24 protein-coding genes are annotated in these 26,433 nt (G+C 64.3%); 12 read left to right on the top strand and 12 right to left on the bottom strand.

Annotation, left to right across the window (positions count from 1 at the left end):
* The first annotated feature begins 194 nt into the window (after positions 1-194).
* From ACPZMI_RS14180 to ACPZMI_RS14160, 5 genes are all read left to right on the top strand, one after another.
* Positions 195-1,418: an MFS transporter gene (locus tag ACPZMI_RS14180; protein WP_426352476.1), complete on the top strand. Its 1,224-nt coding sequence runs from the start codon at positions 195-197 to the stop codon at positions 1,416-1,418.
* Between the two features lie 216 nt (positions 1,419-1,634).
* On the top strand, positions 1,635-2,930 hold the full coding sequence (locus tag ACPZMI_RS14175) for an NCS2 family permease (protein ID WP_054892635.1): 1,296 nt from the start codon (positions 1,635-1,637) through the stop codon (positions 2,928-2,930).
* A complete protein-coding gene (gene trmA, locus ACPZMI_RS14170) occupies positions 2,927-4,012 on the top strand; it encodes a tRNA (uridine(54)-C5)-methyltransferase TrmA (RefSeq protein ID WP_186669377.1) in 1,086 nt (361 codons plus the stop codon). Before ACPZMI_RS14175 ends, trmA begins: the two co-directional genes overlap by 4 nt.
* Positions 4,013-4,070: 58 nt before the next feature.
* Positions 4,071-4,976, top strand: a complete 906-nt coding sequence (locus ACPZMI_RS14165) for a LysR family transcriptional regulator (RefSeq protein ID WP_186711786.1) — start codon at positions 4,071-4,073, stop codon at positions 4,974-4,976.
* A gap of 105 nt (positions 4,977-5,081) precedes the next feature.
* Positions 5,082-5,519 (top strand): cupin domain-containing protein, encoded by a 438-nt coding sequence (locus tag ACPZMI_RS14160; protein ID WP_186669374.1) that lies wholly within the window; start codon positions 5,082-5,084, stop codon positions 5,517-5,519.
* Between the two features lie 77 nt (positions 5,520-5,596).
* Here the strand turns inward: ACPZMI_RS14160 and pcaG are convergent, their stop codons facing one another.
* Both pcaG and pcaH read right to left on the bottom strand, forming a co-directional pair.
* Positions 5,597-6,202: a protocatechuate 3,4-dioxygenase subunit alpha gene (pcaG, locus tag ACPZMI_RS14155; protein ID WP_426352475.1), complete on the bottom strand. Its 606-nt coding sequence runs from the start codon at positions 6,200-6,202 to the stop codon at positions 5,597-5,599.
* An 11-nt stretch (positions 6,203-6,213) separates the two neighbouring features.
* On the bottom strand, positions 6,214-6,933 hold the full coding sequence (gene pcaH / locus ACPZMI_RS14150) for a protocatechuate 3,4-dioxygenase subunit beta (protein ID WP_186669370.1): 720 nt from the start codon (positions 6,931-6,933) through the stop codon (positions 6,214-6,216).
* Positions 6,934-7,176: 243 nt separating this feature from the next.
* On the opposite strand from pcaH, the gene ypfJ reads away from it, so the two are divergent.
* The 3 genes from ypfJ to ACPZMI_RS14135 all read left to right on the top strand — a co-directional run bounded on the left by ypfJ (position 7,177) and on the right by ACPZMI_RS14135 (position 11,962).
* Positions 7,177-8,061, top strand: a complete 885-nt coding sequence (gene ypfJ, locus ACPZMI_RS14145; RefSeq protein ID WP_426352474.1) for a KPN_02809 family neutral zinc metallopeptidase — start codon at positions 7,177-7,179, stop codon at positions 8,059-8,061.
* 189 nt (positions 8,062-8,250) lie between these two features.
* Entirely contained in the window at positions 8,251-10,170 is a 1,920-nt protein-coding gene (locus tag ACPZMI_RS14140; protein WP_426352473.1) for a HAMP domain-containing methyl-accepting chemotaxis protein, read from the top strand.
* A 58-nt stretch (positions 10,171-10,228) separates the two neighbouring features.
* Positions 10,229-11,962, top strand: a complete 1,734-nt coding sequence (locus tag ACPZMI_RS14135; RefSeq protein WP_426352472.1) for a methyl-accepting chemotaxis protein — start codon at positions 10,229-10,231, stop codon at positions 11,960-11,962.
* 67 nt (positions 11,963-12,029) lie between these two features.
* Here the strand turns inward: ACPZMI_RS14135 and ggt are convergent, their stop codons facing one another.
* The 3 genes from ggt to mdaB form a co-directional block, all read right to left on the bottom strand.
* The gene (gene ggt, locus ACPZMI_RS14130; protein ID WP_426352471.1) at positions 12,030-13,697 is read right to left on the bottom strand and encodes a gamma-glutamyltransferase; all 1,668 of its coding nucleotides are present in this window, start codon (positions 13,695-13,697) and stop codon (positions 12,030-12,032) included.
* A 117-nt stretch (positions 13,698-13,814) separates the two neighbouring features.
* Positions 13,815-14,711: a LysR family transcriptional regulator gene (locus tag ACPZMI_RS14125; RefSeq protein ID WP_426352470.1), complete on the bottom strand. Its 897-nt coding sequence runs from the start codon at positions 14,709-14,711 to the stop codon at positions 13,815-13,817.
* Between the two features lie 73 nt (positions 14,712-14,784).
* Entirely contained in the window at positions 14,785-15,375 is a 591-nt protein-coding gene (gene mdaB, locus ACPZMI_RS14120; protein WP_186669353.1) for an NADPH:quinone oxidoreductase MdaB, read from the bottom strand.
* Positions 15,376-15,571: 196 nt separating this feature from the next.
* Here mdaB and ACPZMI_RS14115 point away from each other — a divergent pair, with 196 nt between their 5' ends.
* Complete coding sequence (locus tag ACPZMI_RS14115; RefSeq protein WP_426352469.1) at positions 15,572-15,886, top strand: putative quinol monooxygenase; 315 nt, start codon at positions 15,572-15,574, stop codon at positions 15,884-15,886.
* Here ACPZMI_RS14115 and ACPZMI_RS14110 read toward each other — a convergent pair.
* A complete protein-coding gene (locus ACPZMI_RS14110) occupies positions 15,876-16,640 on the bottom strand; it encodes a sulfite exporter TauE/SafE family protein (RefSeq protein WP_186669349.1) in 765 nt (254 codons plus the stop codon). The two genes, ACPZMI_RS14115 and ACPZMI_RS14110, sit on opposite strands and share 11 nt — an antisense overlap.
* Before the next feature lie 77 nt (positions 16,641-16,717).
* Here ACPZMI_RS14110 and ACPZMI_RS14105 point away from each other — a divergent pair, with 77 nt between their 5' ends.
* A complete protein-coding gene (locus tag ACPZMI_RS14105) occupies positions 16,718-17,605 on the top strand; it encodes a LysR family transcriptional regulator (protein ID WP_426352468.1) in 888 nt (295 codons plus the stop codon).
* A gap of 357 nt (positions 17,606-17,962) precedes the next feature.
* Here ACPZMI_RS14105 and ACPZMI_RS14100 read toward each other — a convergent pair whose 3' ends face one another.
* From ACPZMI_RS14100 to nicC, 6 genes are all read right to left on the bottom strand, one after another.
* The gene (locus ACPZMI_RS14100) at positions 17,963-19,255 is read right to left on the bottom strand and encodes an OprD family porin (protein ID WP_426352467.1); all 1,293 of its coding nucleotides are present in this window, start codon (positions 19,253-19,255) and stop codon (positions 17,963-17,965) included.
* A gap of 136 nt (positions 19,256-19,391) precedes the next feature.
* Positions 19,392-20,705 carry an MFS transporter gene (locus ACPZMI_RS14095; protein ID WP_186669345.1) on the bottom strand — a complete coding sequence of 438 codons (1,314 nt, stop codon included), beginning with the start codon at positions 20,703-20,705 and terminating at the stop codon, positions 19,392-19,394.
* 206 nt (positions 20,706-20,911) lie between these two features.
* The gene (locus ACPZMI_RS14090) at positions 20,912-21,553 is read right to left on the bottom strand and encodes an N-carbamoylsarcosine amidohydrolase (protein WP_186669343.1); all 642 of its coding nucleotides are present in this window, start codon (positions 21,551-21,553) and stop codon (positions 20,912-20,914) included.
* 15 nt (positions 21,554-21,568) lie between these two features.
* Positions 21,569-22,321, bottom strand: a complete 753-nt coding sequence (locus ACPZMI_RS14085) for a maleate cis-trans isomerase family protein (RefSeq protein WP_054892653.1) — start codon at positions 22,319-22,321, stop codon at positions 21,569-21,571.
* Between the two features lie 13 nt (positions 22,322-22,334).
* The gene (gene nicD, locus ACPZMI_RS14080) at positions 22,335-23,141 is read right to left on the bottom strand and encodes an N-formylmaleamate deformylase (protein ID WP_426352466.1); all 807 of its coding nucleotides are present in this window, start codon (positions 23,139-23,141) and stop codon (positions 22,335-22,337) included.
* Complete coding sequence (gene nicC / locus ACPZMI_RS14075; RefSeq protein WP_186669339.1) at positions 23,138-24,286, bottom strand: 6-hydroxynicotinate 3-monooxygenase; 1,149 nt, start codon at positions 24,284-24,286, stop codon at positions 23,138-23,140. The genes nicD and nicC overlap by 4 nt, the downstream gene beginning before the upstream one ends.
* A 329-nt stretch (positions 24,287-24,615) precedes the next feature.
* Between nicC and ACPZMI_RS14070 the strand changes: the two genes are divergently transcribed.
* Positions 24,616-25,668, top strand: a complete 1,053-nt coding sequence (locus tag ACPZMI_RS14070; protein ID WP_186669337.1) for a 2,5-dihydroxypyridine 5,6-dioxygenase — start codon at positions 24,616-24,618, stop codon at positions 25,666-25,668.
* A 68-nt stretch (positions 25,669-25,736) separates the two neighbouring features.
* The gene (locus ACPZMI_RS14065) at positions 25,737-26,213 is read left to right on the top strand and encodes a MarR family winged helix-turn-helix transcriptional regulator (RefSeq protein WP_186669336.1); all 477 of its coding nucleotides are present in this window, start codon (positions 25,737-25,739) and stop codon (positions 26,211-26,213) included.
* Positions 26,214-26,433 lie beyond the last annotated feature (220 nt).

Below are 26,433 nucleotides of genomic sequence, written 5' to 3'. Positions count from 1 at the left end.
GCGGCGGTTCGGCGCCCCGACTGGTCCCGCGAACACGGGCGTAGCCCGTGCCAGGCAGCGCGGTGTCGTTTTCGCGGGTAAACCCGCTCCTACAATGGGAGCGGCTACCCAGGCTATTGCCCAACAGCCCGCAACCATTTGTTACAAGTAAATGCTAATCTGCAGCCCCCTCCCTCCGCTGCCGTTGGCCCCTGATGTCTGAGTCCGCACCGTCGCTGTTGCGTCACCACCGTCCTTTCATCGCCTTCTGGCTTGCGCGGGTCTTCACCGCCAGCGGCTTCCAGATGCTCACCGTGGCCATCGGCTGGCACCTCTACCAGCTCACCGGCAACGTCCTGGACCTGGGCCTGGTCGGCCTGGTCGAGTTTGCCCCCCGGGTGCTGTTCATGCTGCACACCGGGCATGTGGCAGACCGCTACGACCGGCGCAAGGTCGCCGCCCTGTGCCAGTGCCTGCAAGGGCTCATCGCCCTGGCCCTGGCGCTGGGCAGTGCCACCGACAGCGTCACCCGCGAACTGATCTTCGTGCTGGCGTTCCTGCTCGGTGCCACTCGCTCCTTCGAGATGCCCGCAACCCAGGCACTGCTGCCCAACGTGGTGCCGCCGGGGCTGTTCCCGCGCGCCGTCGCTGCGTCGGCGTCGGCGACCCAGGCAGCGACCATCGTCGCCCCGGCGGTCGGCGGCCTGCTGTACGCCTTCGGCAGCATCTGGGTGTATGGCCCGACCGTATTGCTGTACGCCATCGCCTGCCTGCTGATGCTCACCCTCGATTCGCGCCAGCAAACACCTCAACGCGGCCGTGCCAGCCTGGAGTCGCTGCTGGCCGGCATCCGCTTCATCCGCAGTCGCCCGGACATCCTCGGCGCCATCTCGCTTGACCTGTTCGCCGTGCTGCTGGGCGGTGCCACGGCGCTGCTGCCGGTGTTCGCCAAGGATATCCTGCTCACCGGCGCCTGGGGCCTGGGCCTGCTGCGCTCGGCCCCGGCGGTGGGCGCCTTGTTGATGTCGCTGTGGCTGGCGCGCTTCCCGGTGGAGCGCAAGGTCGGCCGGACCATGTTCACCGCCGTGGGTGTGTTCGGCGTGGCGACCATCGCCTTCGGCCTGTCGACCTCGTTCTGGTTCTCGCTGGCGGTGCTGGTGGTACTGGGCGCGGCGGACATGATCAGCATGGTCATCCGCAGTGCTTTCGTGCAGTTGGAGACACCGGATGAAATGCGCGGCCGGGTCAGCGCGGTGAACGGGCTGTTCATCGGCGCCTCGAATCAGCTCGGCGAGTTCGAATCCGGGGTCACTGCGCACTGGTTTGGCACAGTTCCGGCGGTGGTGCTGGGTGGCGTGGGCACGCTGGTGGTCACTGGCGTGTGGATGAAGCTGTTCCCGACCCTGGCCAACCGCGACCGCATGCACAATCCGCATTAGTCTTCATGGGGCTGCCTGGCAGCCCTTTCGCGGCACCAGGCCGCGCCGACAGCGGGCGCCACGCCACAAAGACCAACAGCCATAGGCCCCCGCCCCCCATGCTGGTATGATGCGCGGCTTTTTTCCGCCCCCACAAAACCACGGCAACCGGTACGGTCTGTGCTTTGCTGATGGGGTCGAATACATTCACGGCGCCGCGGCGCCATGGGAGCAGGCATGCTGGAAAGGCTGTTTCAACTAAAAGCACACAACACCAACGTGCGCACCGAGATCCTCGCGGGCGTCACCACCTTCCTGGCGATGGCCTACATCCTGTTCGTCAACCCGAGCATCCTCGGCGAAACCGGCATGGACAAGGGCGCGATCTTCGTCGCCACCTGCCTGGCCGCGGCCATCGGCTCGGTCACCATGGGCCTGATCGCCAATTACCCGATCGCCCTCGCTCCGGGCATGGGCCTGAACGCCTTCTTCACCTACACCGTGGTCCTGCACATGGGCCACACCTGGCAGGTGGCACTGGGCGCGGTATTCCTCTCGGCAGTGCTGTTCTTCCTGCTGTCGATCTTCCGTATCCGCGAGTGGATCGTGAACAGCATCCCGCTGCCGCTGCGCTCGGCGATCGCTGCGGGCATCGGCCTGTTCCTGGCGCTGATCGCCCTGCACAACGCTGGCATCGTCGTCGATAACCCGGCCACCCTGGTGGGCCTGGGCGACCTCAAGCAGCCTGCACCGATCCTTGCCACCCTCGGTTTCTTCCTCATCGTCGGCCTAGAGTCGCTGAAAGTGCGCGGCGCCGTGCTGATCGGCATCCTCGCCGTGACCGTGGTGTCGATCCTGGTGGGGGCCAGCCAGTTCGGCGGCATCGTTTCCATGCCGCCGTCGCTGGCCCCGACCTTCCTGCAACTGGACATCAAGGGCGCGTTGGACGTCGGGCTGATCAGCGTGATCTTCGCCTTCCTGTTCGTCGACCTGTTCGACAACTCCGGCACCCTGATCGGCGTGGCCAAGCGCGCCGGGCTGATGGGCAAGGACGGCCACATGCCGAAAATGGGCCGTGCGCTGATCGCTGACAGCACCGCAGCCATGGCCGGCTCGCTGCTGGGCACCTCGACCACCACCAGCTATATCGAATCGGCCGCAGGCGTGAGTGCCGGCGGACGCACCGGCCTGACCGCCATCGTGGTGGCCGTGCTGTTCCTGCTGGCCCTGTTCTTCGCGCCCCTGGCCGGTAGCGTGCCGGCCTACGCCACCGCGCCGGCACTGCTGTTCGTTGCCGTGCTGATGGCCTCGGGCCTGGCCGAGATCAACTGGGACGACGTCACCGAGGCCGCGCCGGTGGTGGTCACCGCCCTGGCCATGCCACTGACCTATTCGATTGCCAACGGCATCGCCTTCGGCTTCATCGCCTGGACCGCCATCAAGCTGATCTCCGGTCGTCACCGCGACCTGAACCCGGCCCTGGTGATCCTGTCCATTCTGTTCGTCATCAAGCTGGGCTGGTTCAACGCATGAGTGCCGTCTTCGACCCTTCGCAATACACGACCCAACTGCAGGCCAAGGTCGAGCGCCTGCGCGAGCTGCTGGCGCCCTTCGATGCACCGCAACCTGCAGTGTTCGAGTCGCCGCGCGAGCACTATCGCCTGCGCGCAGAGTTCCGCCTGTGGCGCGAAGAGGGTCAACGCCACTACGCGATGTTCGCCCCGGGCGAAAAGCACAAGGCAATTCTGATCGACGACTTCCCTATCGCCAGCCAGCGCATCAATGACCTGATGCCCCGCCTGAAGGCCGCCTGGCAGGGCAACGAAGACCTGAGCAATCGTCTGTTCCAGGTCGAGTTCCTGACCACACTGGCTGGCGATGCCATGGTCACCCTGTGCTATCACCGCCCGCTCGACCAGGCCTGGGAAGCCGCCGCGCAGCAACTGGCCGCGCAACTGGGCGTCAGCGTGATCGGTCGCTCCAAGGGCAAGCGCGTGGTGATCGGTCGTGACTATGCCGTGGAGAAACTCGATATCGCCGGCCGCACCTTCAGCTACCGCCAGCCTGAAGGCGCCTTCACCCAGCCCAACGGCGCGGTGAACCAGAAGATGCTCGGCTGGGCCTGCGAGGCGATGGGCGAGCGCAGCGACGACCTGCTGGAGCTGTACTGCGGCAACGGCAACTTCACCCTGCCCCTGGCCACCCGCGCGCGCCAGGTGCTGGCCACCGAGATCAGCAAGACCTCGGTCAACGCCGCCCTGCACAACCTCGACGAAAACGGCATCGACAACGTACGTCTGGTGCGCCTGTCGGCCGAGGAACTGACCGAGGCGCTGAATGAGGTTCGCCCATTCCGTCGTCTGGAAGGCATCGACCTGAAAAGCTACGACTTCGGCACCGTTTTCGTCGACCCACCGCGCGCCGGCATGGACCCGGACACCTGCGAGCTGACCCGACGTTTCGAGCGCATCCTGTACATCTCCTGCAACCCCGAGACGCTGGCGCAGAACATCGCCCAACTGCACGATAGCCACCGTATCGAACGCTGCGCGCTGTTCGACCAGTTCCCCTACACCCATCACATGGAAAGCGGGGTCCTGCTGGTCAGGCGCTGATCCGCGCACTGCGGGGTCGAGCAGACCCCGCCGCACGCACCCAAGGAGCGATGTGCCGATGGACCAATTGAGCGCCATGCAGACCTTCCGCCGAGTCGTCGACCTCGGCAGTTTCAGCGCCGCCGCCCATCAGGCGGGCGTGTCTCACACCGTGCTGTCGCGCCAGGTGAAGAACCTCGAGCGCGAACTCGGCACGCAACTGCTCAACCGCACCACCCGCAGCCTGCAACCCACCGAAGCGGGCATGCTGTTCTACCGCCACTGCGTGTTGATTCTCGAACAGATGCAGGCCATGAACCTGGAGCTGTCCGAGCACCAGCAACAGCCCACTGGCACATTGCGCCTGAGCGTTGCCACCGCGTTCGGAGAACTCGAATTGGGCCACTGGCTGCCGGATTTCGCGGCACGGTACGAGCACCTGCAGATCGAGCTCAGTTGCACCGATCGCTTCGTCGACCTGATCGAGGAGGAAGTGGATGTCTGCCTGCGGATCACCGACCACCTGCCCGACTCCAGCCTGGTCGCACGCCTGCTGGCGCCCAGCCCGGTCATGCTGGTGGCCGCACCGGGCTACCTCGAACGCCAAGGCACACCCACCACGCCCGACGCACTGAAGGACCATCCGCTACTTGGCTACAGCCGCCTCACCCATCCCCAGCGCCTGCAGCTCAGCGGTCCGCAAGGTGCCCAGCAGGACGTGCTGATGCCCAGGCGGCTGAGCGCCAACTCGCCCATGGCCCTGCGTGCAGCCGCCATCGGTGGCTTGGGTATCGCCAGCTTCGACCGTTTCATCGTGCATGACGCCTTGCGCGACGGGCGCCTGGTGCCGGTGCTGGCCGATTGGCGATTGCCGGGGCGCAGCCTGTATGCCGTCTACCCGCAGAGCCGATATCTGGCACCGAAGGTACGCGCACTGCTCGACTACGTGCAGCACTACTACGGAACGCCGCGCTGGGAAGATTGATTGGTGCAAAAAAAGCACAAGTCATGGCTAGCTTGTGCCGTATTTGTGCTTAGAACATCTGGTTAACCTTCGCTCACTCACATTGATCGGCGAAGGAGCCTCTCCATGAAAGCACTGCACACCCTGATTGCCGGCCTCGCCCTGGGCACCCTCGCCCTTACCGCGCAGGCCGTCGAAACCAAACTGGTCTCTGTCCCGAACAGCGCCGAACTCAAATGGCAGGACGTGCCGAACACCAAGGGCGCGGTCAGCTACGCCAACGTCGAAGGCGACATCTTTGGCGAGGGCCCGTACTCGGCCTACGTGAAGTTCAAGAAGGGCGTCGACAACGGCCTGCACCAGCACACCGAGACCCTGCCGACCGTAGTACTCGACGGGACCTTCTATGCCGTGATCGATGGCAAGCGCACCGAATTCCCGGCAGGTTCGTACTACAAGCTGCCCGCCGACCTGGTTCACGAGAGCGGCTGCACCGCTGCAGCAGATTGCCTGCTGTTCCAGTACCAGGCTGACAAGTTCGACCTGAAGCCGGTCAAGAAGTAACACCCCGTTGTAACCGCACCGCTCCTGTTTTGGGCGTAGCGCCTGACGCTACGCCCATTTTTGTTGAGTAGCGCCCTTCAGAAATCGAAGAACACCGTCTCCCCTTCCCCCTGGAGGCGAATGTCGAACCGATAGGCTGTCTTGCCATCCACCTCACAGCGCTTGGCGACCAGTGTCTCGCGCCGCTGCGGCTGCTCGATCAGGTTGAGCACCGGACACTTGCCGTTGGCCTCGGCCTCGTCATCGAAATACAAGCGGGTATGCAGGTGGATGTTGATCCCCCGGGCGAACAGGCTGATGTTGATGTGCGGTGCCATCGGCACCCCGGCGGCATTGTTCACCACACCTGGCTTGACCGTGTGCAGGGTCCACTCACCCGCATCGAAGGTGGTGGCGGTCCGGCCGAAGCTGTTGAAGGCGTTCTCCAGGTTGAACACGTCCTGGTACTGGCCGTTGGCATCGGCCTGCCACACCTCGAGGAAGGAATCGCGCACTAGATGGCCATTGCCATCGTACACCTGGCCAATCAGCAGGATGTGCTCGCCCGGGGCCTGCGGACGAGCCAGACGGTTCCAGATTTCCTGATTGCGGGTCGGATTACCAGCCGCTTCCAGGGCCAGGCCGATGTGCACATAGGGGCCGGCAGTCTGCGAGGGGGTTTCCGGCAGCAGTTCGATAGGCATGACGGATCTCCTCAGCGATTCTCGAAGTGGGTCTGGCGCTGGCCACGCAGCACGATGTCGAAGCGGTAGGCCAGGCAGTCCATCGGGTTGGCGTGGCTCATGTCGAGCCGAGCAATCAGGCGCTGCACCGCGTCCGGGTTGGCGATCGACTTGACGATCGGACACATCGGAATCAGCGGGTCACCTTCGAAATACAGTTGGGTGATCAGCTTGGTGGCAATCGAAGGGCCGCTGATGGAGAAGTGGATGTGCGCCGGACGCCAATCGTTGGGGCCGTTGCGCCAGGGGTAGGGGCCGGGCTTGATGGTGCGGAAGCTGTAGTAGCCGTCACGGTCGGTCAGGCAGCGACCGACGCCACCGAAGTTCGGATCGAGCGGGGCCAGGTAGCGGTCGTTCTTGTGGCGGTAGCGACCACCAGCGTTGGCCTGCCACATCTCCACCAGAGTATTGGGCACCGGCTTGCCGTACTGGTCGACGACCCGCCCGGCGATGATGATGCGCTCACCAATCGGCAGGCCACCATTGTTGAAGTTCAGCAACAGGTCATGGTCGTGCTCGCCGAAGCGCAGGTGGGAAAAATCCGGGCCGGTGCTTTCGCTGACCGACTGCGCAATGCTCACCAGCGCCTGGCGCGGCGAGCGGGCGATGGATGTCTTGTAATCAGGCGTGAAGGCCTTGGGGTGCCAGTTGCGATCACGGATCACGAAGCGGCTGGTGTCCTGGGCGGGCATGCCGTTTTCCTCTCTTGGAATTGTTCGAACCACCTGTGCGTGGCAGGCGGACGTGCAGTTTCCGGCAGGTCGCGCAGGGCGAAAACTGAAAACATGCGCGCCAGACATAACCATTTGGTTATGCAACTTTTCACCAGACCTCCCGATCTGAAGCGCTGGACTATTCTGGATGGACTGCGTTGCTGGCTGCGCAGAGCCCCACGGCCCTTCAGCCAGACACGACCCTCACAGCGGAGAACTTCTATGGACTGGCGAAAAGGCCGACGCAGCGACAATGTAGTGGATGCACGCGGCGAAGGCGGTGGCGGTGGGATGCGCTTCGGCGGTGGCAAGGGCCTGGGGCTGGGTGCCGTGCTGCTGATCGTCGGCATCGGCTGGCTCACCGGCCAGGATCCGCTGCAGATCCTCGGCCAGCTCGCCGGCCAGATGGAGCAGCAGCAGGCAGCGCCCAGCGGCGCTGGCGGCAAGGCTCCACCGGCCAATGACCAACAGGCCGAGTTCGTCGCCTCGATCCTCGGCGACACCGAGGATACCTGGAAAGCCCTGTTCGCCCAGGCCGGAAAGCAGTACCGCGATCCCAAGCTGGTGCTGTTCAGCGGCCAGGTCAACTCCGCCTGCGGCTTCGCCTCCTCGGCGGTCGGCCCCTTCTATTGCCCGGCTGACCAGCGGGTGTACCTGGACATGTCGTTCTTCCGTGAAATGGAAACCCGCTTCGCCGCCGCCGGCGACTTCGCCCAGGCCTACGTGATCGCCCACGAGATTGGTCACCACGTGCAGACCCTGCTCGGCGTCTCGGCCAAGGTCGATGCCGCGCGCCGCAGCGGCCAGCGCCTGGAAGGCGACAATGGCCTGCTGGTACGCCAGGAACTGCAGGCCGACTGCCTGGCTGGTGTCTGGGCCTACCAGGCGCAGAAACGCCTCAACTGGCTGGAGCCCGGCGATGTCGAAGAGGCGCTCAACGCCGCCAACGCCATCGGCGACGACCGCCTGCAGCAACAGGGTCAGGGACGCGTGGTGCCCGACTCCTTCACCCATGGCACCTCGGCGCAGCGGGTACGCTGGTTCAAGGCTGGCTTTGCCAGCGGCGACCTGAACCGCTGCGACACCTTCAGCGCACGCAATCTGTAACGCCCCCCTGCAACGGGCGTAGCAGAGCCCCTCCAGAACGCAATACGACCAATGGGTCATTTTTCTGCTGAAAAACGTTTCAGCGACAGCCGATTCGGCCGATAACCCCATGGACCCATCAGCTGGCCCCTATAAGAACAACGCCCGGCGACGTGAGATTTTGCAAGACACATTTTCTGGAGAGCGTGCATGAACAGATGGTTTGCCGACAAGAGCGTGAACCTCAAACTCGGTCTGGGCTTCGGCCTGGTCCTGGTATTGACCAGCCTGCTGGCCCTGGCCAGTTGGACCAGCCTGGGCAGCCTCATCAATCGCAGCAACTGGATGAGCGACATTACCCGCCTCAACACTGACCTGACCAACCTGCGCGTGGCGCGTCTGCAATACATGCTGACCGACGGCGACGACACCGCGGCAGCCAACGTGCTGACCAAGCTGGATATCTTCAACAAACAGCAGCAGCACCTGGTAACCACCTTCAAGAGCCCGGAAAACGTCAAGCTGCTGCGCGAGCTGGGCGGTATCATCGACCAGTACCGCGTATCGCTGGACAAGATGCGTGCCGCCTACAAGACCACCCTTGGCGCCCGCGACAGCATGAACCAGAACGGCACCAAGGCCGTGGAAGCCGTCGCCGCCATCGGCAACGATGTGCTGACCCGCGAGGAAAGCGATGCCAGCCGCCTGCAACAGTACCTGACCGTCAGCAAGGCTCGCCAACAGCTGACCCAGGTACGCCTGGACGTGCGCAACTACATCTCAGATCCGAGCAACGCCAACGAACAGGCCGCCCTGCGCCAGCTCGACCTGGCCCTGACCGAAATCGACGGCCTCAAGCGCCAGTTGCCGAACGACGGCACGCGTATCCAGGCATTCGACGTCGCCGTGCGCGCGTATGGTGATTCGGTGCGCCAGTTCCGCGATGCCATCTCGCAGATCGCCCTGGCACGCCAGGAGATGACCACCCAGGGTGGCGATATCGTCAAGATCAGTGACGCCCTCTACAAGATCCAGCTCGAACGCCGTGACATCGAAAGTGCCGAGGCCCGCGCCCTGCAGATCGGCGCGACGCTGCTGGCCCTGCTCATCGGCGTACTCGCCGCCGTGATCATCACCCGCCAGATCACTCGCCCGCTGCGCGAGACCCTCGCCGTGGTGGAGAAGATCGCCGGTGGCGACCTGACCCACAACCTGCAGGTCACTCGCCGCGACGAGCTGGGCGTGCTGCAGCAAGGTATTGCGCGCATGGGTACGACCCTGCGTGACCTCATCAGCGGCATCCGTGACGGTGTTACCCAGATCGCCAGTGCGGCCGAGGAGCTGTCGGCGGTGACTGAGCAGACCAGCGCCGGTGCCAACAGCCAGAAGGTCGAGACCGACCAGGTCGCTACCGCCATGCACGAAATGGCTGCCACCGTGCAGGAAGTCGCGCGCAACGCCGAACAGGCGTCGCTTGCAGCGACCAACGCCGACGGCGAAGCCCGTGCCGGCGACAAAGTGGTGGGCGAGGCGATCAACCAGATCGAGCGCCTGGCCGCCGAGGTCAACCGCTCCACCGAAGCGATGAACCTGCTGCAACAGGAAAGCCAGAAGATCGGCAGTGTCATGGACGTGATCAAGTCAGTGGCCGAACAGACCAACCTGTTGGCGCTCAACGCTGCCATCGAAGCGGCTCGCGCCGGTGAGGCGGGACGTGGGTTCGCCGTGGTCGCCGACGAAGTGCGTGGCCTGGCGCAGCGCACGCAGAAGTCCACCGAAGAGATCGAAGAGCTGGTCGCCAGCCTGCAGAACGGCACACAGCAGGTGGCCAACGCCATGCTCGGCAGCCGCACCCTGACCGACAGCAGCGTGGAACTGGCACGCAAGGCCGGCGCGTCGCTGGAGAACATCACCAGCACCGTATCGGGCATCCAGTCGATGAACCAGCAGATCGCCGCCGCCGCAGAGCAGCAGAGTGCCGTGGCCGAAGAGATCAGCCGCAGCATCCTCAGCGTACGCGATGTGTCCGAACAGACCGCCGCTGCGAGCGACGAGACGGCGGCCTCCAGCGTCGAGCTGGCGCGGCTGGGTGGGCAGTTGCAAACCCTGGTCAGCCATTTCCGCGTCTGACCACACGCCTTCCGGGGCCGCGTCGCGGCCCCCATCCTTCCCCCAAAAAATCTGCTGAATGGCGTTTCAGCTCCTGCAAATATTGCCGATATCTCTTCTGCGGCAAAGGAGGGCCCATCACAAAAACAAAAGCCGAATGACGCGAAGTCCCGCGAGCAGGCGCTTTCCCCGGGGAACCTCCATGAGCAACTGGTTTGCCAACATCAGCGTCAAACTCAAACTGATGCTGGGCTTCAGCCTGGTCCTTCTACTCACCACCGCACTGGCCTTGACCGGCTGGAACAGCCTGGAAAACCTCGTCGCACGCAGCAACTCTATGGGGCAGATCACCCAGTTCAACACGCACCTGAACAACCTGCGCGTGGCACGCCTGCAATACATGCTCGCCGACGGCGACGAAAGCGCCGCCACCACCGTGCAAGCCCGCCTGGACACCTTCGACCAGCACAAGCAGGAACTGCTCGCCAGCTTCGACCATCCCCAGAGCCTGCAACTGCTGCGCGAACAGGCCACCTACATCGACCAGTACCGCGCCTCGCTGGACAAGATGCGCCAGGGCTACCGCACCATCGCCAGCAAACCCGACGCCGAGCAGCAGGTACGCGACGCCCGGGCGGCGATCGCCACGGCACGCCAGGAAATGATCGAGGAGCAGGCGCAGATCACCAAGCGCAGCGACGAGCTGTACAAGATCGAACTTGGCAGGCGCGATGTCGATACCGCCCAGGCGCGCAACCTGCAACTCGGCGTGGCGCTGCTGGCGCTGGTGTTCGGCCTGCTCGGCGCCGTGATCATCACCCGCCAGATCACCCGCCCCTTGCAGGAAACCCTCGAAGTGGTGAAGAAGATCGCCGAAGGCGACCTCACCCAGCGCCTGCAAATCACCCGCCGTGACGAACTCGGTGCCCTGCAGCAGGGCATCGCGGGCATGGGCGACACCCTGCGCGCACTGATCACCGGTATCCGCGACGGCGTCACCCAGATCGCCAGCGCCGCCGAGGAACTGTCGGCAGTGACCGAACAGACCAGTGCCGGAGTCAACAATCAGAAGGTCGAAACCGATCAGGTCGCCACCGCCATGCACGAGATGACCGCGACCGTGCAGGAAGTCGCACGCAATGCCGAGCAGGCATCCCAAGCCGCCACGCAGGCCGATGGCGAGGCCCGTGCCGGTGACAGGGTGGTGAACGAGGCCATCGGCCAGATCGAACGCCTGGCCGCTGAAGTACAGCACTCCACCGAGGCGATGAACCTGCTGCAACAGGAAAGCCAGAAGATCGGCAGCGTCATGGACGTGATCAAGTCGGTGGCCCAGCAGACCAACCTGCTGGCACTGAATGCCGCCATCGAAGCGGCGCGTGCCGGTGAAGCCGGGCGCGGCTTTGCGGTGGTCGCCGATGAGGTCCGGGCCCTGGCCCAGCGCACGCAGAAGTCCACCGAAGAGATCGAAGAACTGGTCGCCAGCCTGCAGAACGGCACCCAGCGCGTGGCCACCGCCATGCAAGGCAGCAGCGGGCTGACCGACAGCAGCGTGGAACTGGCCCGCAAGGCTGGCACCTCATTGGCCAGCATCACCCGCACTGTGTCGGGAATTCAGGCGATGAACCAGCAGATTGCCGCTGCGGCAGAGCAGCAGAGCGCCGTGGCCGACGAGATCGGCCGCAGCATCATGAATGTGCGCGATGTGTCGGAGCAGACGGCGGCGGCTAGTGAGGAGACAGCAGCGTCAAGCGTGGAGCTGGCGCGGCTGGGTGGGCAGTTGCAGACGATGGTCAGCCACTTCCGCGTTTGAAGAACCTCCAGGTATCCCACTGCCGTTGAGCGCGGTGGGATACCTGTGGAAGCGGGCTTGCACGGTATTACTTGACGATCAACCCAACCCCCCGCCCGCGCGGATCGGACGCGGTCTCGAGCTTCTCGCCGGTGACCCGGATCGCCTGGATATCGCCCATCTCCCAGCCTTGGTCCTCAAGCACGTAGCCCATTTTTTTCAGATCCTCTGCCACCTGCCCTTCGAGCGGTGCATAGCTGTCGAAATAGATGGTGTCCTTGGGCAGCAGCTGGTGGTGCACACGCTGGGCGGCCACGGCTTTTTCCAGCGGCATGCCATAGTCGTACAGGTTGTTCATCACCTGGAAGATCGAGGTGAAGATCCGCGAACCACCCGGCGTGCCGAGCACCAGGGTCAGCTTGCCGTCGCGGGTGACCAGGCTTGGGCTCATGGACGAGAGCATACGCTTGCCCGGCTCGATGGCATTGGCATCACCACCCACCACGCCAAAGGCGTTGGCCGCTCCAGGCTTGGCGCTGAAATCGTCCATCTCGTCGTTGAGCAGGAAGCCCGCACCCTTGACCACCACGCCGCTGCCATAGTCGAGGTTCAGGGTGTAGGTGTTGCTCACCGCGTTACCCTGCTTGTCGACGATGGAGAAGTGTGTTGTCTGGTGCGGCTCCAGGCCCGGCTTGACCTGGTCGGTAGCGGAGATCGCTTTGGGGTTGACCTGCGCCGCGCGCTTGGCCAGGTAGTCCTTGGCCACCAGCTCCTTGACCGGCACCTTGGTGAAGGCCGGGTCGCCCAGGTAGTCGGCGCGGTCGGCGAACACACGCTTCTCGATCTCGGCCAGCAGGTGGATGTACTTGGCCGAGTTGTGCTCGACACCCTTGAAGTCGGCCGCACGGTCTTCCTTGATGCCCAACAGCTGAGCCAGGGCGACGCCACCAGAGCTTGGCGGTGGCGCGGTGTAGACCACATTGCCGCGCCAGTCGATGGCGATCGGGTCGCGCCACACGGCCTTGTAGTCCTTCAGGTCTTCCTTGGTGATCAGGCCCTTGTCGGCCTGCATCTGCGCCACCAGCAAGTCGGCGGTCTTGCCCTGGTAGAACTCGCTGACGCCCTTGTCGGCGATGCGTTCCAGGGTCTTGGCCAGCTCGGGCTGCTTGAACAGCTCGCCGACCTTCATGCTGCCGAAGTAGTCGTTGAAGTTGGTGGCGGTCTTGAACAGGCCCTGGGCATCGTCGCGGTACTGGTACTGCTTCTGCGCGATCTTGAAGCCGTTCTGCGCATAGCCGATGGCCGGGGTGAGCAGCTCGCTCCACTTGAGCTTGCCGAACTTCTGGTGCGCCTCCCACAGGCCCATCACCGTGCCAGGCACGCCAGCAGCGCGTACGCCGACCAGGCTGAGGTTCTCGATGACCTCGCCCTTGTCGTCCAGGTACATGTTGCGCGTGGCGGCCTTGGGCGCGACTTCACGGTAGTCGAGGAAGTACGGCTTGCCGTCGACGAACAGGGTCATGAAGCCACCGCCGCCGATGTTGCCGGCTTCGGGGTAGGTGACCGCCAGGGTGAACGCAGTGGCGACCGCGGCATCCACCGCGTTGCCGCCTTTCTTGAGAATGTCGGCGGCTACCTGTGCGCCATATTGATCGGGCGCCGCCACCGCGCCACCTTCGAGTGTCACGGCATAGGCGGAAGAACAGCTCAGGATCGCGGCCCCGAGGGCCAGGGACTGGAACATGACGATACGCATGACACTTCCTTGGTGTTGTTTTTGTCGAGCACTCATTTAAGGCTCAAGCGTTGCGACTAAGCAAACGGCACACAGGAAAGGAGGCGTCTTTGGGCAAATCTGTCGCGTTCAGGTAACTCAGCAGGCGTACATCGATAGCTTGCGCTGGATGAAATCGAGGAAGCACTGGATGCGCAGCGCCAGTTGGGTGTTGCGGTAGTAAACCGCGTGGATCGGCTGGCGATAGCCGTTGTTGGCCTCGGCCAGCACCACCTGCAGCCGACCGGCACGAATGTCTTCGTGGGTCATGAAATGTGACAGGCTGACGATGCCTTCACCGGCCAGTGCCAGCTGGCGCAAGGTCTCGCCGCTGGAGGCGAGGATCGCCGGACGGATCGCCCAGCGGTCCCCCTGGGCATGGCGCAACGGCCACTGATTGAGCGTCTCAAGTGCGCTGAACCCCAGCAGGCAGTGCGTGCTGAGGTCTTCGACCTTCTGCGGTGTACCGCGCCGGGCCAGGTAATCCGGGCTGGCGAGCACCTGCACGGGGCTGCACCCCAGCGAGCGCGCGTGCAGGCTGGAATCGGCCAGTTCACCGATGCGAATGGCCACATCGGTGCTCTGTTCCAGCAGGTCGATGATCAGGTCGTCGGTATTGAGCTCGAGTTCGATGCCGGGGTACTGGCGGCGAAACTCGCCGATCCACGGCAGGATGGCATGCAGCATGAACGGCGCGGCGGCGTTGATCCGCAGACGCCCGGACGGGGTCTGGCGGTTCATCGACAGGCGCTCTTCCATGTCGTCCATCTGTTCGAGGATGACCCGCGAACGCTCGAGGAAGAAACGCCCTTCTTCGGTCAGGTCCATGCGCCGGGTGGTGCGATTGACCAGCGTGGTCCCAAGCTTGCCCTCCAGGCGCGACAGGGTGCGACTGACCGCCGACGGGGTCTGGCCCATCTGCTCGGCGGCGGCGGAGATCGAACCGCAGTCGATGACGGCGACGAATACCTGGAGTTCTTCGGATCGGGTTTTCACGCGGTGGCCTTGGGCTTGGGGTAGTGCTGATTGATAGCTGCTGGGCGGTCACGGCGCAAGTGTGGCCGCCTCGTCACTCAGCCTTGCCGAACACCTTGCTCAGGTGCGCTTCGTACGCCGCCAGCGCTGCCGGTACATCCGGGCGCTTCATCACATCCACCGCCAGGAAGGTCGGCAGGCCGGTCATGCCAAGGAACTGATTCGCCTTGTGGAACGGGAAATACACCGCATCCACACCCTTGCCTTCAAAGAAGTCGGTCGGATCGTCGAAAGCCTGCTGCGGCGCGTTCCAGGTCAACGAGAGCATGTACTGCTTGCCCTGGATCAGCCCGCCACTGCCGTACTTCTGCGAGGCATCGGAACGGGTGCGACCATCGCTGGCATACAGGCTGCCGTGGCCTTCGGTGAAGACCTCATCGACGTACTTCTTCACGGTCCAGGGCGCGCCCATCCACCAACCCGGCATCTGGTAGATGACCACGTCCGCCCAGAGGAATTTCTGCACCTCTTCCTTGACGTCATAGCCACCGTCGATGAAGGTCTGCTGCACGTCGAAACCGGCGCGGTCCAGATAGGCCAGCGCGGCCTCGTGCAGGGTGCGGTTCAGGCGGCCGTCGGAATGAGCGAACTGTTTGCCGCCGTTGAGTAGAAGAATCTTTTTCATGGGGAGCCTCGTAGGTCTGGGTCGGTCCGAGGCAAGGACGCCTGCCGACCGAGTCAAAAGTGATGGCGGCAGATTAGGCAGTCGCAGGCGCAGGAAAAAGCCGGCTGGCGGCAAAATACATTTGCCTTAAAGTCACGAATAGACATCAGATTATTGCAATACAATCTGCTCACTTTCCCCCGTAAAGGCAATCGCGATGAGTAAACAGTTCGCTTTCATCCTCAAAGCCAAGACCCGTCCTGAGAAGGCCGAAGCCTTCGAAACCCTGTTCCGCGCCTATGTCGAACCGAGCCGCCAGGAGCCCGGCTGCATCGAGTACCACATGCTGCGCGACAAGGAAGACCCGAGCCTGTTCGTGTTCTACGAGGTCTGGGCCGACAAGGCCGCCCTCGACGTGCACTCGGCCCTGCCGCACATGGCCGCGTTCTTCGAGAAGCGCATGGACTACCTGGAGCGCGACTTCGATATCCAGATGATCGAGATGCTCAGCGCTTCCTCCGCTAGCCGTTGATCAGCAGGTGCCCGCCGAGCAGCGCCAGGCCCACGAAGAAGCAGCGCCTGAACTGTGCCGCGCTGATGCGCTGGCGCAGCCAGGTGCCGGCGAACATGCCCAGCAAGGCGGGGGCCAGCATCAGCAATGACGCACCCAGGGCCGGGCCGTCGAGCGCGTCCTGCCCGGCCAGGCCCAGCGCCAGCGCAAGGGTCGAGACCGTGAACGACAGGCCCATCGCCTGGACCAGCGCGTCACGATCCAGGCCCAGCCCCTGCAGGTAGGGCACCCCCGGTATCACGAACACCCCGGTTGCCGCCGTCACCACACCAGTCAGCAGGCCGCACAGCGGCCCCAGCCAGCACTCCCACTGTGGCTGGACGCGCAAGCCCGGCCCCACCAGCCCGTAAAGGGCATATATCAACAGCGCACCACCGAGCGCATGCGCCGCCCAGGGGCCGCTGTCGATGCCAAGCCACAGGCTGCCCAGCAGCGTACCGGCGACGATCATCACCAACATGCTGCCCAGGCGCTTGAGCAGCCCGCGCAAGTGCCCGCCCGAGGCCAGTTGCCACAGGTTGGTAAGGGTCGAGGGCACGATCAGCAGTGCCGCTGCCTGCGCCGGGGGCATAGCCAGCCCCAGCATGCCCATGGCGATGGTCGGCATCCCCAGGCCGATCACGCCCTTGACCGCACCGGCCATGGCAAAGGTGATGATCACCAGCAGTGACAATGCCGGCCCCATGTTCTGATACAACGCGATAAAGGTATTCATGGCGCTATCCTGGGCTGCAGCGAGCACAGTGAAAATCTGCCATATACTCAGCCAGACTCTTGCCAGGACAGAGGCACATGCATTTCGACCTGATCGACCTCAGCCTTTTCCGTCATACCCTCGAATGCGGCAACATCACCGCCGGTGCCCGTCGCAGCCATCTTTCGCTGCCAGCGGCCAGTGCGCGCATCCGTGCCATGGAAGCCTCGCTGGGCATCCCCTTGCTCGAGCGCAACCGCCGAGGGGTACAGCCAACGCCAGCGGGCCAGGCGTTGTTACAGCATGCGCGGCTGATTGCCCAGCAGGTCGAGCGGCTGCAATACGACCTCGGCCAGTACGCCCAGGGCCAACAGGGGCAGGTGCGCCTGCTGTGCAATACCGCGGCGCTGACCGAGTACCTGCCGGAGTTGCTGGCTGCATACCTGGTGGAGTACCCGGGCGTCAGCGTCGATGTGCAGGAGCAGCCGAGCCTGCGCATCGTGCAGGCGATCACCCAGGGGACTGCGGACCTGGGCATCATTTCCACCGCGGCACCGAGCGAGCACTTGCAGGTGCGGCCGTTTCGCGAAGACCCGCTGGTGCTGATCATGCCTCTGGCGCATCCGCTGGCTGGACACCCGGCGCCCCGTTTCGTCGACAGCCTGGTGCATGGCCATGTGGGGCTGGATGCGGACAGCGCACTGGCCTTGCACCTCGAAGAACAGGCTCTGCGCCTCGGGCGGCGCATGCAGGTACGGGTGCGGGCCGAAGGTTTTGACGGTGTGATCCGCATGGTGGCCGGGGGTGCCGGGGTCGGCGTGGTGCCGTTGGCCTCGGTGAGACGCTGGGAGGGGGTGCTGCCCTTGCGCTGGGTGGCCCTGGAGGAAGACTGGGCCAATCGTCGGCTGCAGCTGTGTGCACGGGATTTTGCCGGATTGCCGGGGTATGCGGCGGCGCTGGTCGAGCGGCTTGGGCTTGGGGATTGAGTTAGCCTGTGGGAGCGGCGGCTCGTCGCCTCGACTTGTCCCGCGAGGCAGACGACGCGCTGCCTGGCACGGGCTACGCCCGTGTTCGCGGGACCAGCCCGCTCCCACAGGGATTGGGCTGGTCTTTAGATTTTGAGCAAGACAGTTGCCTCTACAAGAGCTCTGCAACTTCTGCATACTGCGGTGTTAATTGTGGGAGCGGGCTTGTCCCGCGATCACCGGCGAAGCCGGTGCCATGCAGCGCGTTGTCTTATTCGCGGGACAAGCCGGAGCGCCGAGCCCTCGCTCCCACAGGGGGAGCGGTTCTGCGTTGCGACTTGCCCGCGAAGAGGCCGGTACTGACCCAGCACACCTCGATCAGAACAACTTCACCGTATAACTCAGGATCAACCGGTTCTCATCGATGTCGGTCCGGTAGTTGGACCGCGCCATGACATTGCGCACCCGCACTCCCAGCCCGGCCAGCGGCCCGCTCTGCACCACATACGCCAGGTCCAGATCGCGCTCCCGGTCACGCCCTTCGAAACCAAGCCCGGTGTCCACATCCCCGCCCTTCACATAGCGCAGGGTCGAGGTCAGGCCGGGAATGCCCAGGGCCACGAAGTTGTAGTCATGGCGCACCTGCCACGAACGTTCCCCTGGCGCCGAGAACTCGTAGGTCGGCAGCGTGTTGCCCATCGGGTTGGTGTTGGCCCCGACCTGGATGAAGCCATCCTTGCCGCCGATCTGCTGGTAGCCCACATAGAAGGTATGCCCGCCGGTCTTGGCCGAGAACAGGCTGAACAAGGCATGGTTGTCGTAGTCACCGGCAATCTTGCGGCCGTCCTCGCGGGCATCGAAGTACCCGGCATTGACACCCAGCGTCCAGTCGCCCACCGGCTCGGCGTGCTTGAAGCTGTAGAACCGCTGCTGGTAGATATCCTCCAGTTGCGCCTGCCACACCCCGACGCTGGTGCGGTTGTCGTTGAAGGCATAGTCGGCGCCGACGTAGTTGAAGCGGTCGCTGGTGAAGCGCGCCAGCCGCGACGGGTTGATCGGGTCGTTGACCAGCGCGTACATCTTCTGGCTGTTGGACGAGTCGCGCAGGCTGGTGGAGCGGAACTGGCCGGCGTTCAAGGTCAACCCGGCGATCTCGCGGGACTCGAGCATCGCCCCCTGGTACGTCGGCGGCAGCAGGCGCAGGTCGCTGAACAACAGCACTGGCAGGTTGGGCATCAGCTCACCGACCTTGAGCTCGGTCTGCGACACCTTGAACTTGATCGCCGCACCCAGGCGGCTGTATTCGTCCGCCGACTTGCCGCTGGCAAGGCTCGGCAGCAGCCCCGACTTCGAATGCTCCGGGCTGCTGTCGAGCTTGAAACCGAGCAGCCCGGTCACATCGAGGCCGACGCCCACCGTCCCCTGGGTATAGCCGGAGCTGGCATTGAGGATGAAACCCTGCGCCCACTCCTGGGTACGCGACTGGGTGCTGGCGCCCTTGATATCCGCATAGTCGCGGCTGAAGAAGTAATTGCGCGCCTGCAAGGTGGCGCGGGCGCCTTCGATGAAACCGCTGTCTTCGGCAGAAGCATCGAGGCAAAACGCCGCGGCGACACAGCCACCGGCCAGTCGGGTAGCCGATGAAAAACGTTGAGAAATCTGTACGTGCATGGGGAGCGACTCCTGGATTCGGGCAACAGCGATCCACCGCGGCAGCCTGAAGGCCGCCGACGTGCGGATGGCGTGATGAAGGGATCAGGCGGGCGCCAGGGCCCGCCAAGCTACCGTTGCGAAAAGCGGTCGACCGCTAGCGGTTGACCAGCTTCGCGGGCAGCGCGATCACCAGGAAGCAGCTCAGGATCAGGCAGCCGGCGAACACCCACAATGCCGCATGGGAGGTGCCGGTGAGATCGGTCACGATGCCCATCAGCGAGTTGCTCACCAGGCCCGCGATATTGGCCAGCGAACAGGCCAGGGCGAAACCGGTGGCCGCGGCAGTGCCCTTGAGGAAGGTCGCCGGCAGGCTGAAGAACACCGGCACCGCGCCGATGATCGCCGCCGATGCGATGGCAAACAGCGCCACGGTCATCACCAGGTTCTGGCTGAACAAGGTGCTGCTGGCCATGGCGATGGCGCCGATGATGAACGGCACGATGATGTGCCAGCGACGCTCGCGATGACGGTCGGAACTGGCGCCGATCATCAGCATCCCGAGCAGCGCGGCCAGGCTCGGAATCGCAGTGAGCAAGCCGATGTGGAAGGTGTCGCTGACGCCTGCATCGCGGATGAAGGTCGGCATCCAGAACCCCATGGCATAGGCACTGAGCAGGATCGAGAAATCGATGCCACCGAGCATCCACACCTTCAGGTTGAAGAAGCCATCGCGGAAGCTGTGCTTGCTGCCCTTGCCTTCGGCATCGTCCGCAGCCAGGTCGCTGGCCAGTTGCGCCTTGTCATCGTCCGACAGCCATTTGGCCTGCTGGAAATTGTTCGGCAGGGCCCAGAAGGTCAGGATGCCGAGCAACACGCTGGGGATCGCCTCGAGCAGGAACAGCCACTGCCAGCCATGCAGGCCGTGGACCTGGTCGAAGTGGCCCATGATCCAGCCAGAGATCGGCCCGCCGATCACGCTCGACAGCGGCAAGCCGATCATGAACAGCGCGATGATGCGCCCACGCCGGTAAGTCGGATACCACATGGTCAGGTAGTACAGCACGCCCGGGAGGAAGCCCGCCTCGGCGGCCCCGAGCAGAAAGCGCAGGATGTAGAACTGGGTGGTGGTGGACACGAACATGGTGCAGGCCGACAGCAGGCCCCAGGTGATCATGATCCGTGCGATCCAGAGCTTGGCACCGACGCGCTCCAGGATCAGGTTGCTCGGCACCTCGAAGATGATGTAGCCGACGAAGAACAGTCCGGCACCCAGGCCATAGGCTGCGGTGCTGAACTGCAGGTCTTCGAGCATCTGCAGCTTGGCGAAGCCGACGTTGATGCGGTCCAGATAGGCCGCGAGATAGCAGAAGCACAGGAAAGGAATGAGCCTCCATGTGATCTTGCGGTAGAGCGCTTGTGTGCCATGGTCGGTTGCACTGTGGACCGCGGTTGCATTCGCAATTGGCATTTCTTGTCTCCTGGCGGCGACTTTGTGGTTGTTTTTAGGCCAGCAGTTTTCGACGCTCCAAGAGCGCCGCACACTACAGGCGGCTGTCCAGGGCAGCGTCACAAGACCCCGAGTGCTCCTGCGGGGCGACCGTCCGCACAGCGGACGGCGATGGAACGGGCGTTCCTGCACCGTTCCTCGATTGTTATGGGTACAAAGCGTCCGGCTCAGTCGGCCAGGCGCGTCAGTTGCTCCATGGCCTCCTGGCGGCTGACGACATCGCCGTACTTGCTGTCGATGTCGAACAGGTTCGCTTCGTGCGGATCGTTGTGGCGATCGCCGACGCACTCGCGCACCACGATGGTCCGGAACCCGTGCTGCAGCGCATCCACCGCACTGGCGCGGATACAGCCGCTGGTGGAGCAGCCGGCCAGCACCACGGTGTCGATCCCTTGTGCATGCAACAGCGGTGCAAGGCTGGTGCCGAAGAAGGCGCTCGCATACTGCTTGCTCAGCACCACTTCATCCGCCTGCGGCATCACCGCCTCGCAGAAGGCGGCCAGTGGGTTGCCCTCGACCATGTCCTTCATCACTGGCGCCTTGCGCACCCACACGCCACCATCGGCAAAGTGCGGGGGCTGGTAGCGGATATTGGTGTGGACCACCAGAGTACCGCAGTCCCGCGCCAGCGCCAGCAGGCCGCTGGCCTGCTCGACGGCCGACACCACACCGGGGGCGTAGAGCGGCGCACCGGGGGTGGTGTAACCCTGCATGAAGTCGATCATCAGCAGGGCCGCCTTGCGCCCGAAGCCGATGCGCTGGCCCCACACGCCCTGATAGTTGTCATGGGCGCTCTGTGCGTCGCTCATGTTCGTCTCCCGTTTTCAGTAGGCGCCCGACAGCAGGGCACCGGCCCCCGGAACCACAGGCTCCAGGTCCAGCGCCTTGAGCATGGCGTAGGTGGTGGCGATGGCTGCGGTGACCACCGGCTTGCCGGTCTGTGCCTCGACCTTGGCCACGGCGGGCAGCGACTGCATCTGCACGCAGGCCGACAGCACCACTACATCGACGCCCTCCAGGTTCATGCCGGCGACGATGCCCGGCAGGTTGGCCGGATCATGGCGCGCCACGGCGAGGTTGTCGGGGATCTCAAGCGCACGCCAATCCTGAACCTCGAAGCCCTCTTCACGGATGTAGTTCACCACCAGCTCGGTCAGCGGCTTCATGTAGGGCGCGACGATGGCGATACGCTTGGCCTTCATGACGTGCAGCGCCTCGACCAAGGCACCTGCACTGGTGATCACCGGCGCCAGCGCGTCGTTGTCGGCGGTGGCTTTCTGCAGGCGCTTCTCCGACTGGCGGTGATAGCCCAGCCCCATGGCCATGATCGCCACCAGGCACGCGTAGCCCAGCACATCGACCTTGGCGTCGGACAACTCCACCGCGCAGCGATCGGACTCGGCATCCATCGCCGCCAGTTCTTCCTTCTTCACCTGCTTCATGCGCATGCGGCTGGAGTGGAAGGTGAAGCGCTCGGGACGGATCGCCTGGCGCGCGGTGAGCATCGCCGGGATCTCGGTTTCCATGGTGGTGTTCGAACTCGGCACGATCTGGCCGATGCGGTACAGCTTGGTCATGTCTCGTGCTCCTTCAGACGAGGGAATGGTCGAGGAAATCGCCGAAGGCGGCAAAGAAGCCTTCGAGGTCGTCCCAGGGAATCATGTGGCCGGCGTTTTCGACCTGAACCACCTGGATGTCCGGCTTGAGTTCGCGGATCTCGGCGATGTCCTGTGCCTGGATCACACCGCCACGCCCGGCCACCATCAGCAGCGCCGGCTGGCGCACGGCAGGCAGGTCCTGATGGATATCCACATCATGGAAATCGTTGAAAGCCCGCACGATCGCCGGCTGGTGGCAGGTGTGCAGCCATTCGGCGCGCAGGGCCAGTTGCTCGTCGCTCCAGGTAGCGCAGAAGGCACGCATGTCCTCACCGGTCATGCCGATCGTGGCCTGGCGGATCGAATCGACGTACCACGGCAGCTTGCTGGGATACTCGCGCCGGCCCGGGCCGGACACCGGCGGATCGATCAGCACCAGGCGCTGCAGGCCCGGCGCGCCCTGGGCGGCAGCGCGGATGGCGAAGCGCGCGCCCATCGAATGACCGACCAGGTGATAGCTGCCAAGCCCCAGCGCTGCGGCGAAGGCCGGAATGTCTGCGGCGCAGGCGTCGGTGCCGTAGTCCAGGCCTGGGCCGCTGGAGGACAAGCCACGCCCGCGCACATCCAGCACATAGGTGTCGAAGTGCTGACCGAGGCGTTCGGCGACGAATCCCCAGGTGATCGCCGGGCTGGTGATCCCCGGCACCAGGATCAGCGCCGGCCCCTTGCCGCCGTAGCGCAGGTAATGCTGGCGGATGCCGTTGGCGCTGACGTTGCCGCCGGCGACGAAGCTGCTCATGCCGCCTCCCCGCTTTTCAGTTCCTGGCCGTACAGGTCGTAGCCATAGACCCACGCCGGGTCTTCCTGGGTGTAGAGGAAGGTGTTGGCGTTGGACACCGACTGCACCCGCGAGGCGCGCTCCTTGCGGTTGGCCTCGTAGAGGGCGAAGGCGGTGCGGTGGTCGGACAGCCCGGTCTCCTGCAGGCAGCGAGTCAGCATCGCCGCGTCCTCGATGGCCATGCAGGCGCCCTGCGCCATGTGCGGTTTCATCGGATGGCAGGCATCGCCCAGCAGCACCAGGCGGCCACGGCTCCACAGCGGCAGCGGGTTGCGGTTGCGCAGCGGCCACTTGGTGATGGACTCGGTAGCGTCGATCAGCTTGTGCACCGTCGAGTGATAGCCCTCGAAGGCGGCGCGCATCTCTTCCTGGCTGCTGTCCACGAACGGGCCCTGGAAGTCCCAGGCCTCGTGCGGTACGCCGGTGACGAAGTAGTACTCGTCGCGTTTGCCGGTGGTGTAGTAGACCATCATGTGACGATCGTCGGTCCACCACTTCACGCAGTCCTCGAACACGTCCGCGTGCTGTTTGAGCTTGTCGCCGCGAATCAACGCACGGTGGGCGACCCAACCGCTGTAGATCGGCGCTTCGACGCCCAGCAGTTCCTCGCGGATCTTCGAGTGGATGCCGTCGGCACCGATGACGATATCGGCCACGGTATGGGTGCCGTCGGCGAAGTCCAGGCGCACCTGGTCACCCTCGTCGACGATCTTTTCCAGGCGCTTGCCGAAATGCACGGTGCCCGGCTTGATCGCTTCGATCTGCAGGGCGTGCAGGTCGCCACGGTGGATGGTGATGTACGAGGCGCCGTACTCGCGGCGAGCGAACTCGCCCAGCGGGATGCGCGACAGGTAGTCGCCGGTCTTGCCGTCGCGGCTGAACCAGAAGTCCGGGTGCGAGCTCATCAGCTCCAGCTTCTGCTCGAGGCCCATGCGACGGAAGATCTTCATCACGTTGGGGCCGATGTGGATGCCCGCACCGAGGCGGGTGAACTCCGGCGCCTGCTCGAACACCTCGACGTCGAACCCGGCCTGCTGCAGCAACGTGGCGGCGGCCGCCCCACCCAGACCCGCACCGACGATTGCGATTTTCTGCCTACCCCGCATGGGTATGTCTCCTCTTGTTCTGATGTGTTGCCAGCGGTTCGGCCGCTCGACGATTTAGAGTGCATACGCTCTATTTTTTCAATTGGAAGAGGCAGCGCAAAATATTTTATCGGCCCCGGATCAATGGCGATAACGCGGCCATTGTTACCGCAAACATTGGAATATGTGTGGATAGGTAACGTTTGATCGCACCGCTTGCGCTTATCGACGGGATGCGCTTTCATCTGAGCAAATATGGCGTACACACTATTGTTTTGCACCGAGATGACGCGCCCGGCACCGCCGTGGTGCAGCCGCTCGACCCTTGAGTCCTGACCAGGAGAACCCCCATGCCGGTGAGCAATGCAGAGCTGACCCAGATGTTCGAACACGTGCTGAAACTGTCCCGGGTAGACGAAACCCAGAGCGTCGCCGTGCTCAAGAGCCACTATTCCGATCCGCGCACGGTCAACGCCGCGATGGAGGCGGCGCAGCGCCTGAAAGCCAAGGTCTATGCGGTGGAGCTGCCGTCGTTCAACCATCCCACCGCCATGGGCAACGACATGACCGCCTACTGCGGCGACACCGCGCTGACCGGCAACATCGCCGCCCAGCGGGCGCTGGAGGCGGCCGACCTGATCGTCGACACCATGATGCTGCTGCACTCCCCCGAGCAGGAGCAGATCCTCAAGACCGGCACGCGCATCCTGCTGGCGGTCGAACCCCCGGAAGTACTGGCGCGCATGCTGCCCACCGAGGACGACAAACGTCGCGTGCTGGCCGCCGAGACCCTGCTCAAGCAAGCGCGCAGCATGCACGTGCGCTCCAAGGCCGGCAGCGACTTCCACGCCCCGCTCGGCCAGTATCCGGCGGTCACCGAATACGGCTACGCCGACGAGCCAGGGCGCTGGGACCACTGGCCCAGTGGCTTCCTGTTCACCTGGCCGAACGAGGACAGCGCCGAAGGCACGCTGGTGCTGGATGTCGGCGACATCATCCTGCCGTTCAAGAACTACTGCCGCGAGCGCATCACCCTGGAAATCGAGAAAGGCTTCATCACCGGTATCCACGGCGGCTTCGAGGCCGAGTACCTGCGCGACTACATGAAGTACTTCAACGACCCCGAGGTGTACGGCATCTCCCACATCGGCTGGGGCCTGCAACCCCGCGCACAGTGGACCGCCATGGGCCTGCACGACCGCAACGACGGCATGTGCATGGACGCCCGCGCCTTCTACGGCAACTTCCTGTTCTCCACCGGCCCCAACACCGAGGTCGGCGGCAAGCGCAAGACCCCGTGCCACCTGGATATCCCGCTGCGCAACTGCGATATCTACCTGGACGACCAGCCCGTGGTGCTGGCCGGCGAGGTGGTCGCGCCCGAGGAGTCCAAGGCCCGATAGCGGGTATACTGGCCCGGCGCTCCGCTTTCGGGGGCCGGCCAGCCAACCCACACAGCCCAAGCCATCACATGCCGAAGAAAACCACCCCCGTTGCCACCCCGCTCGACACCACGCCGTATGACGTCACCGAACAGATCGGCCACCTGCTGCGCAAGGCGTACCAGCGGCATACGGCGATCTTCCAGCAGCAAGCGTGCGATCCGCAGCTCACCTCGATCCAGTTCGTCACCCTGTGCGCCCTGCGCGACCACGGGCCCAGCTCCCAGGCCGAGCTGATCAAGGCCACCGCCGTGGACCAGGCGACCATCCGTGGCATCGTCGAGCGCCTCAAGGCGCGCGAACTGGTGCAACTGTCGCCAGACCCGGACGACCGGCGCAAGGTCATCGTCGAGCTCACCGAAAGCGGCTCGGCGCTGCTCGATGCGATGATTCCCTGCGCACGGCAGATCAGCGAACTGAGTATGGGCAGCCTCAATGCCGGGGAGCGGGTGGCGATCCTGTTCCTGCTGCGCAAGATGATCGACAGCGACGAGGCGGCGGGCTGATCGCGCCCTTCAACAAAACCCTCACCGTCGTTACCGGCCCTATCGCGGGGCAAGCCCGCTCCCACAGGTTAATCACTGCCCTCGAGAACGGTGGGGGACCTGTGGGAGCGGGCTTGCCCCGCGATAGGGCCGGTAACGACGGTGAGGGTTTTGTTGAAGGGCGCGATCAGCCCGCCGCCTCATCGCTGTCGATCATCTTGCGCAGCAGGAACAGGATCGC

The sequence above is a fragment of the Pseudomonas wayambapalatensis genome (genome assembly GCF_049942315.1).
Taxonomy (GTDB): Bacteria; Pseudomonadota; Gammaproteobacteria; order Pseudomonadales; family Pseudomonadaceae; genus Aquipseudomonas; species Aquipseudomonas wayambapalatensis.
The sequence above is the reverse complement of the archived record's forward strand: the minus strand, read 5'-3'. Positions and strand labels throughout refer to the sequence as shown.

Coding starts and splice junctions, on each gene's coding strand:
- pcaH (WP_186669370.1), bottom strand. CDS start 6,933: ATGCCCGCCCAGGACACCAGCCGCTTCGTGATCCGTGATCGCAACTGG.
- ACPZMI_RS14070 (WP_186669337.1), top strand. CDS start 24,616: ATGCCGGTGAGCAATGCAGAGCTGACCCAGATGTTCGAACACGTGCTG.
- ACPZMI_RS14165 (WP_186711786.1), top strand. CDS start 4,071: ATGGACCAATTGAGCGCCATGCAGACCTTCCGCCGAGTCGTCGACCTC.
- ggt (WP_426352471.1), bottom strand. CDS start 13,697: ATGCGTATCGTCATGTTCCAGTCCCTGGCCCTCGGGGCCGCGATCCTG.
- ACPZMI_RS14140 (WP_426352473.1), top strand. CDS start 8,251: ATGAACAGATGGTTTGCCGACAAGAGCGTGAACCTCAAACTCGGTCTG.
- ACPZMI_RS14180 (WP_426352476.1), top strand. CDS start 195: ATGTCTGAGTCCGCACCGTCGCTGTTGCGTCACCACCGTCCTTTCATC.
- nicD (WP_426352466.1), bottom strand. CDS start 23,141: ATGAGCAGCTTCGTCGCCGGCGGCAACGTCAGCGCCAACGGCATCCGC.
- ACPZMI_RS14110 (WP_186669349.1), bottom strand. CDS start 16,640: ATGAATACCTTTATCGCGTTGTATCAGAACATGGGGCCGGCATTGTCA.
- ACPZMI_RS14160 (WP_186669374.1), top strand. CDS start 5,082: ATGAAAGCACTGCACACCCTGATTGCCGGCCTCGCCCTGGGCACCCTC.
- nicC (WP_186669339.1), bottom strand. CDS start 24,286: ATGCGGGGTAGGCAGAAAATCGCAATCGTCGGTGCGGGTCTGGGTGGG.
- pcaG (WP_426352475.1), bottom strand. CDS start 6,202: ATGCCTATCGAACTGCTGCCGGAAACCCCCTCGCAGACTGCCGGCCCC.
- ACPZMI_RS14100 (WP_426352467.1), bottom strand. CDS start 19,255: ATGCACGTACAGATTTCTCAACGTTTTTCATCGGCTACCCGACTGGCC.
- ACPZMI_RS14095 (WP_186669345.1), bottom strand. CDS start 20,705: ATGCCAATTGCGAATGCAACCGCGGTCCACAGTGCAACCGACCATGGC.
- ACPZMI_RS14085 (WP_054892653.1), bottom strand. CDS start 22,321: ATGACCAAGCTGTACCGCATCGGCCAGATCGTGCCGAGTTCGAACACC.
- ACPZMI_RS14065 (WP_186669336.1), top strand. CDS start 25,737: ATGCCGAAGAAAACCACCCCCGTTGCCACCCCGCTCGACACCACGCCG.
- ACPZMI_RS14135 (WP_426352472.1), top strand. CDS start 10,229: ATGGCGTTTCAGCTCCTGCAAATATTGCCGATATCTCTTCTGCGGCAA.
- ypfJ (WP_426352474.1), top strand. CDS start 7,177: ATGGACTGGCGAAAAGGCCGACGCAGCGACAATGTAGTGGATGCACGC.
- trmA (WP_186669377.1), top strand. CDS start 2,927: ATGAGTGCCGTCTTCGACCCTTCGCAATACACGACCCAACTGCAGGCC.
- mdaB (WP_186669353.1), bottom strand. CDS start 15,375: ATGAAAAAGATTCTTCTACTCAACGGCGGCAAACAGTTCGCTCATTCC.
- ACPZMI_RS14115 (WP_426352469.1), top strand. CDS start 15,572: ATGAGTAAACAGTTCGCTTTCATCCTCAAAGCCAAGACCCGTCCTGAG.
- ACPZMI_RS14090 (WP_186669343.1), bottom strand. CDS start 21,553: ATGAGCGACGCACAGAGCGCCCATGACAACTATCAGGGCGTGTGGGGC.
- ACPZMI_RS14175 (WP_054892635.1), top strand. CDS start 1,635: ATGCTGGAAAGGCTGTTTCAACTAAAAGCACACAACACCAACGTGCGC.
- ACPZMI_RS14105 (WP_426352468.1), top strand. CDS start 16,718: ATGCATTTCGACCTGATCGACCTCAGCCTTTTCCGTCATACCCTCGAA.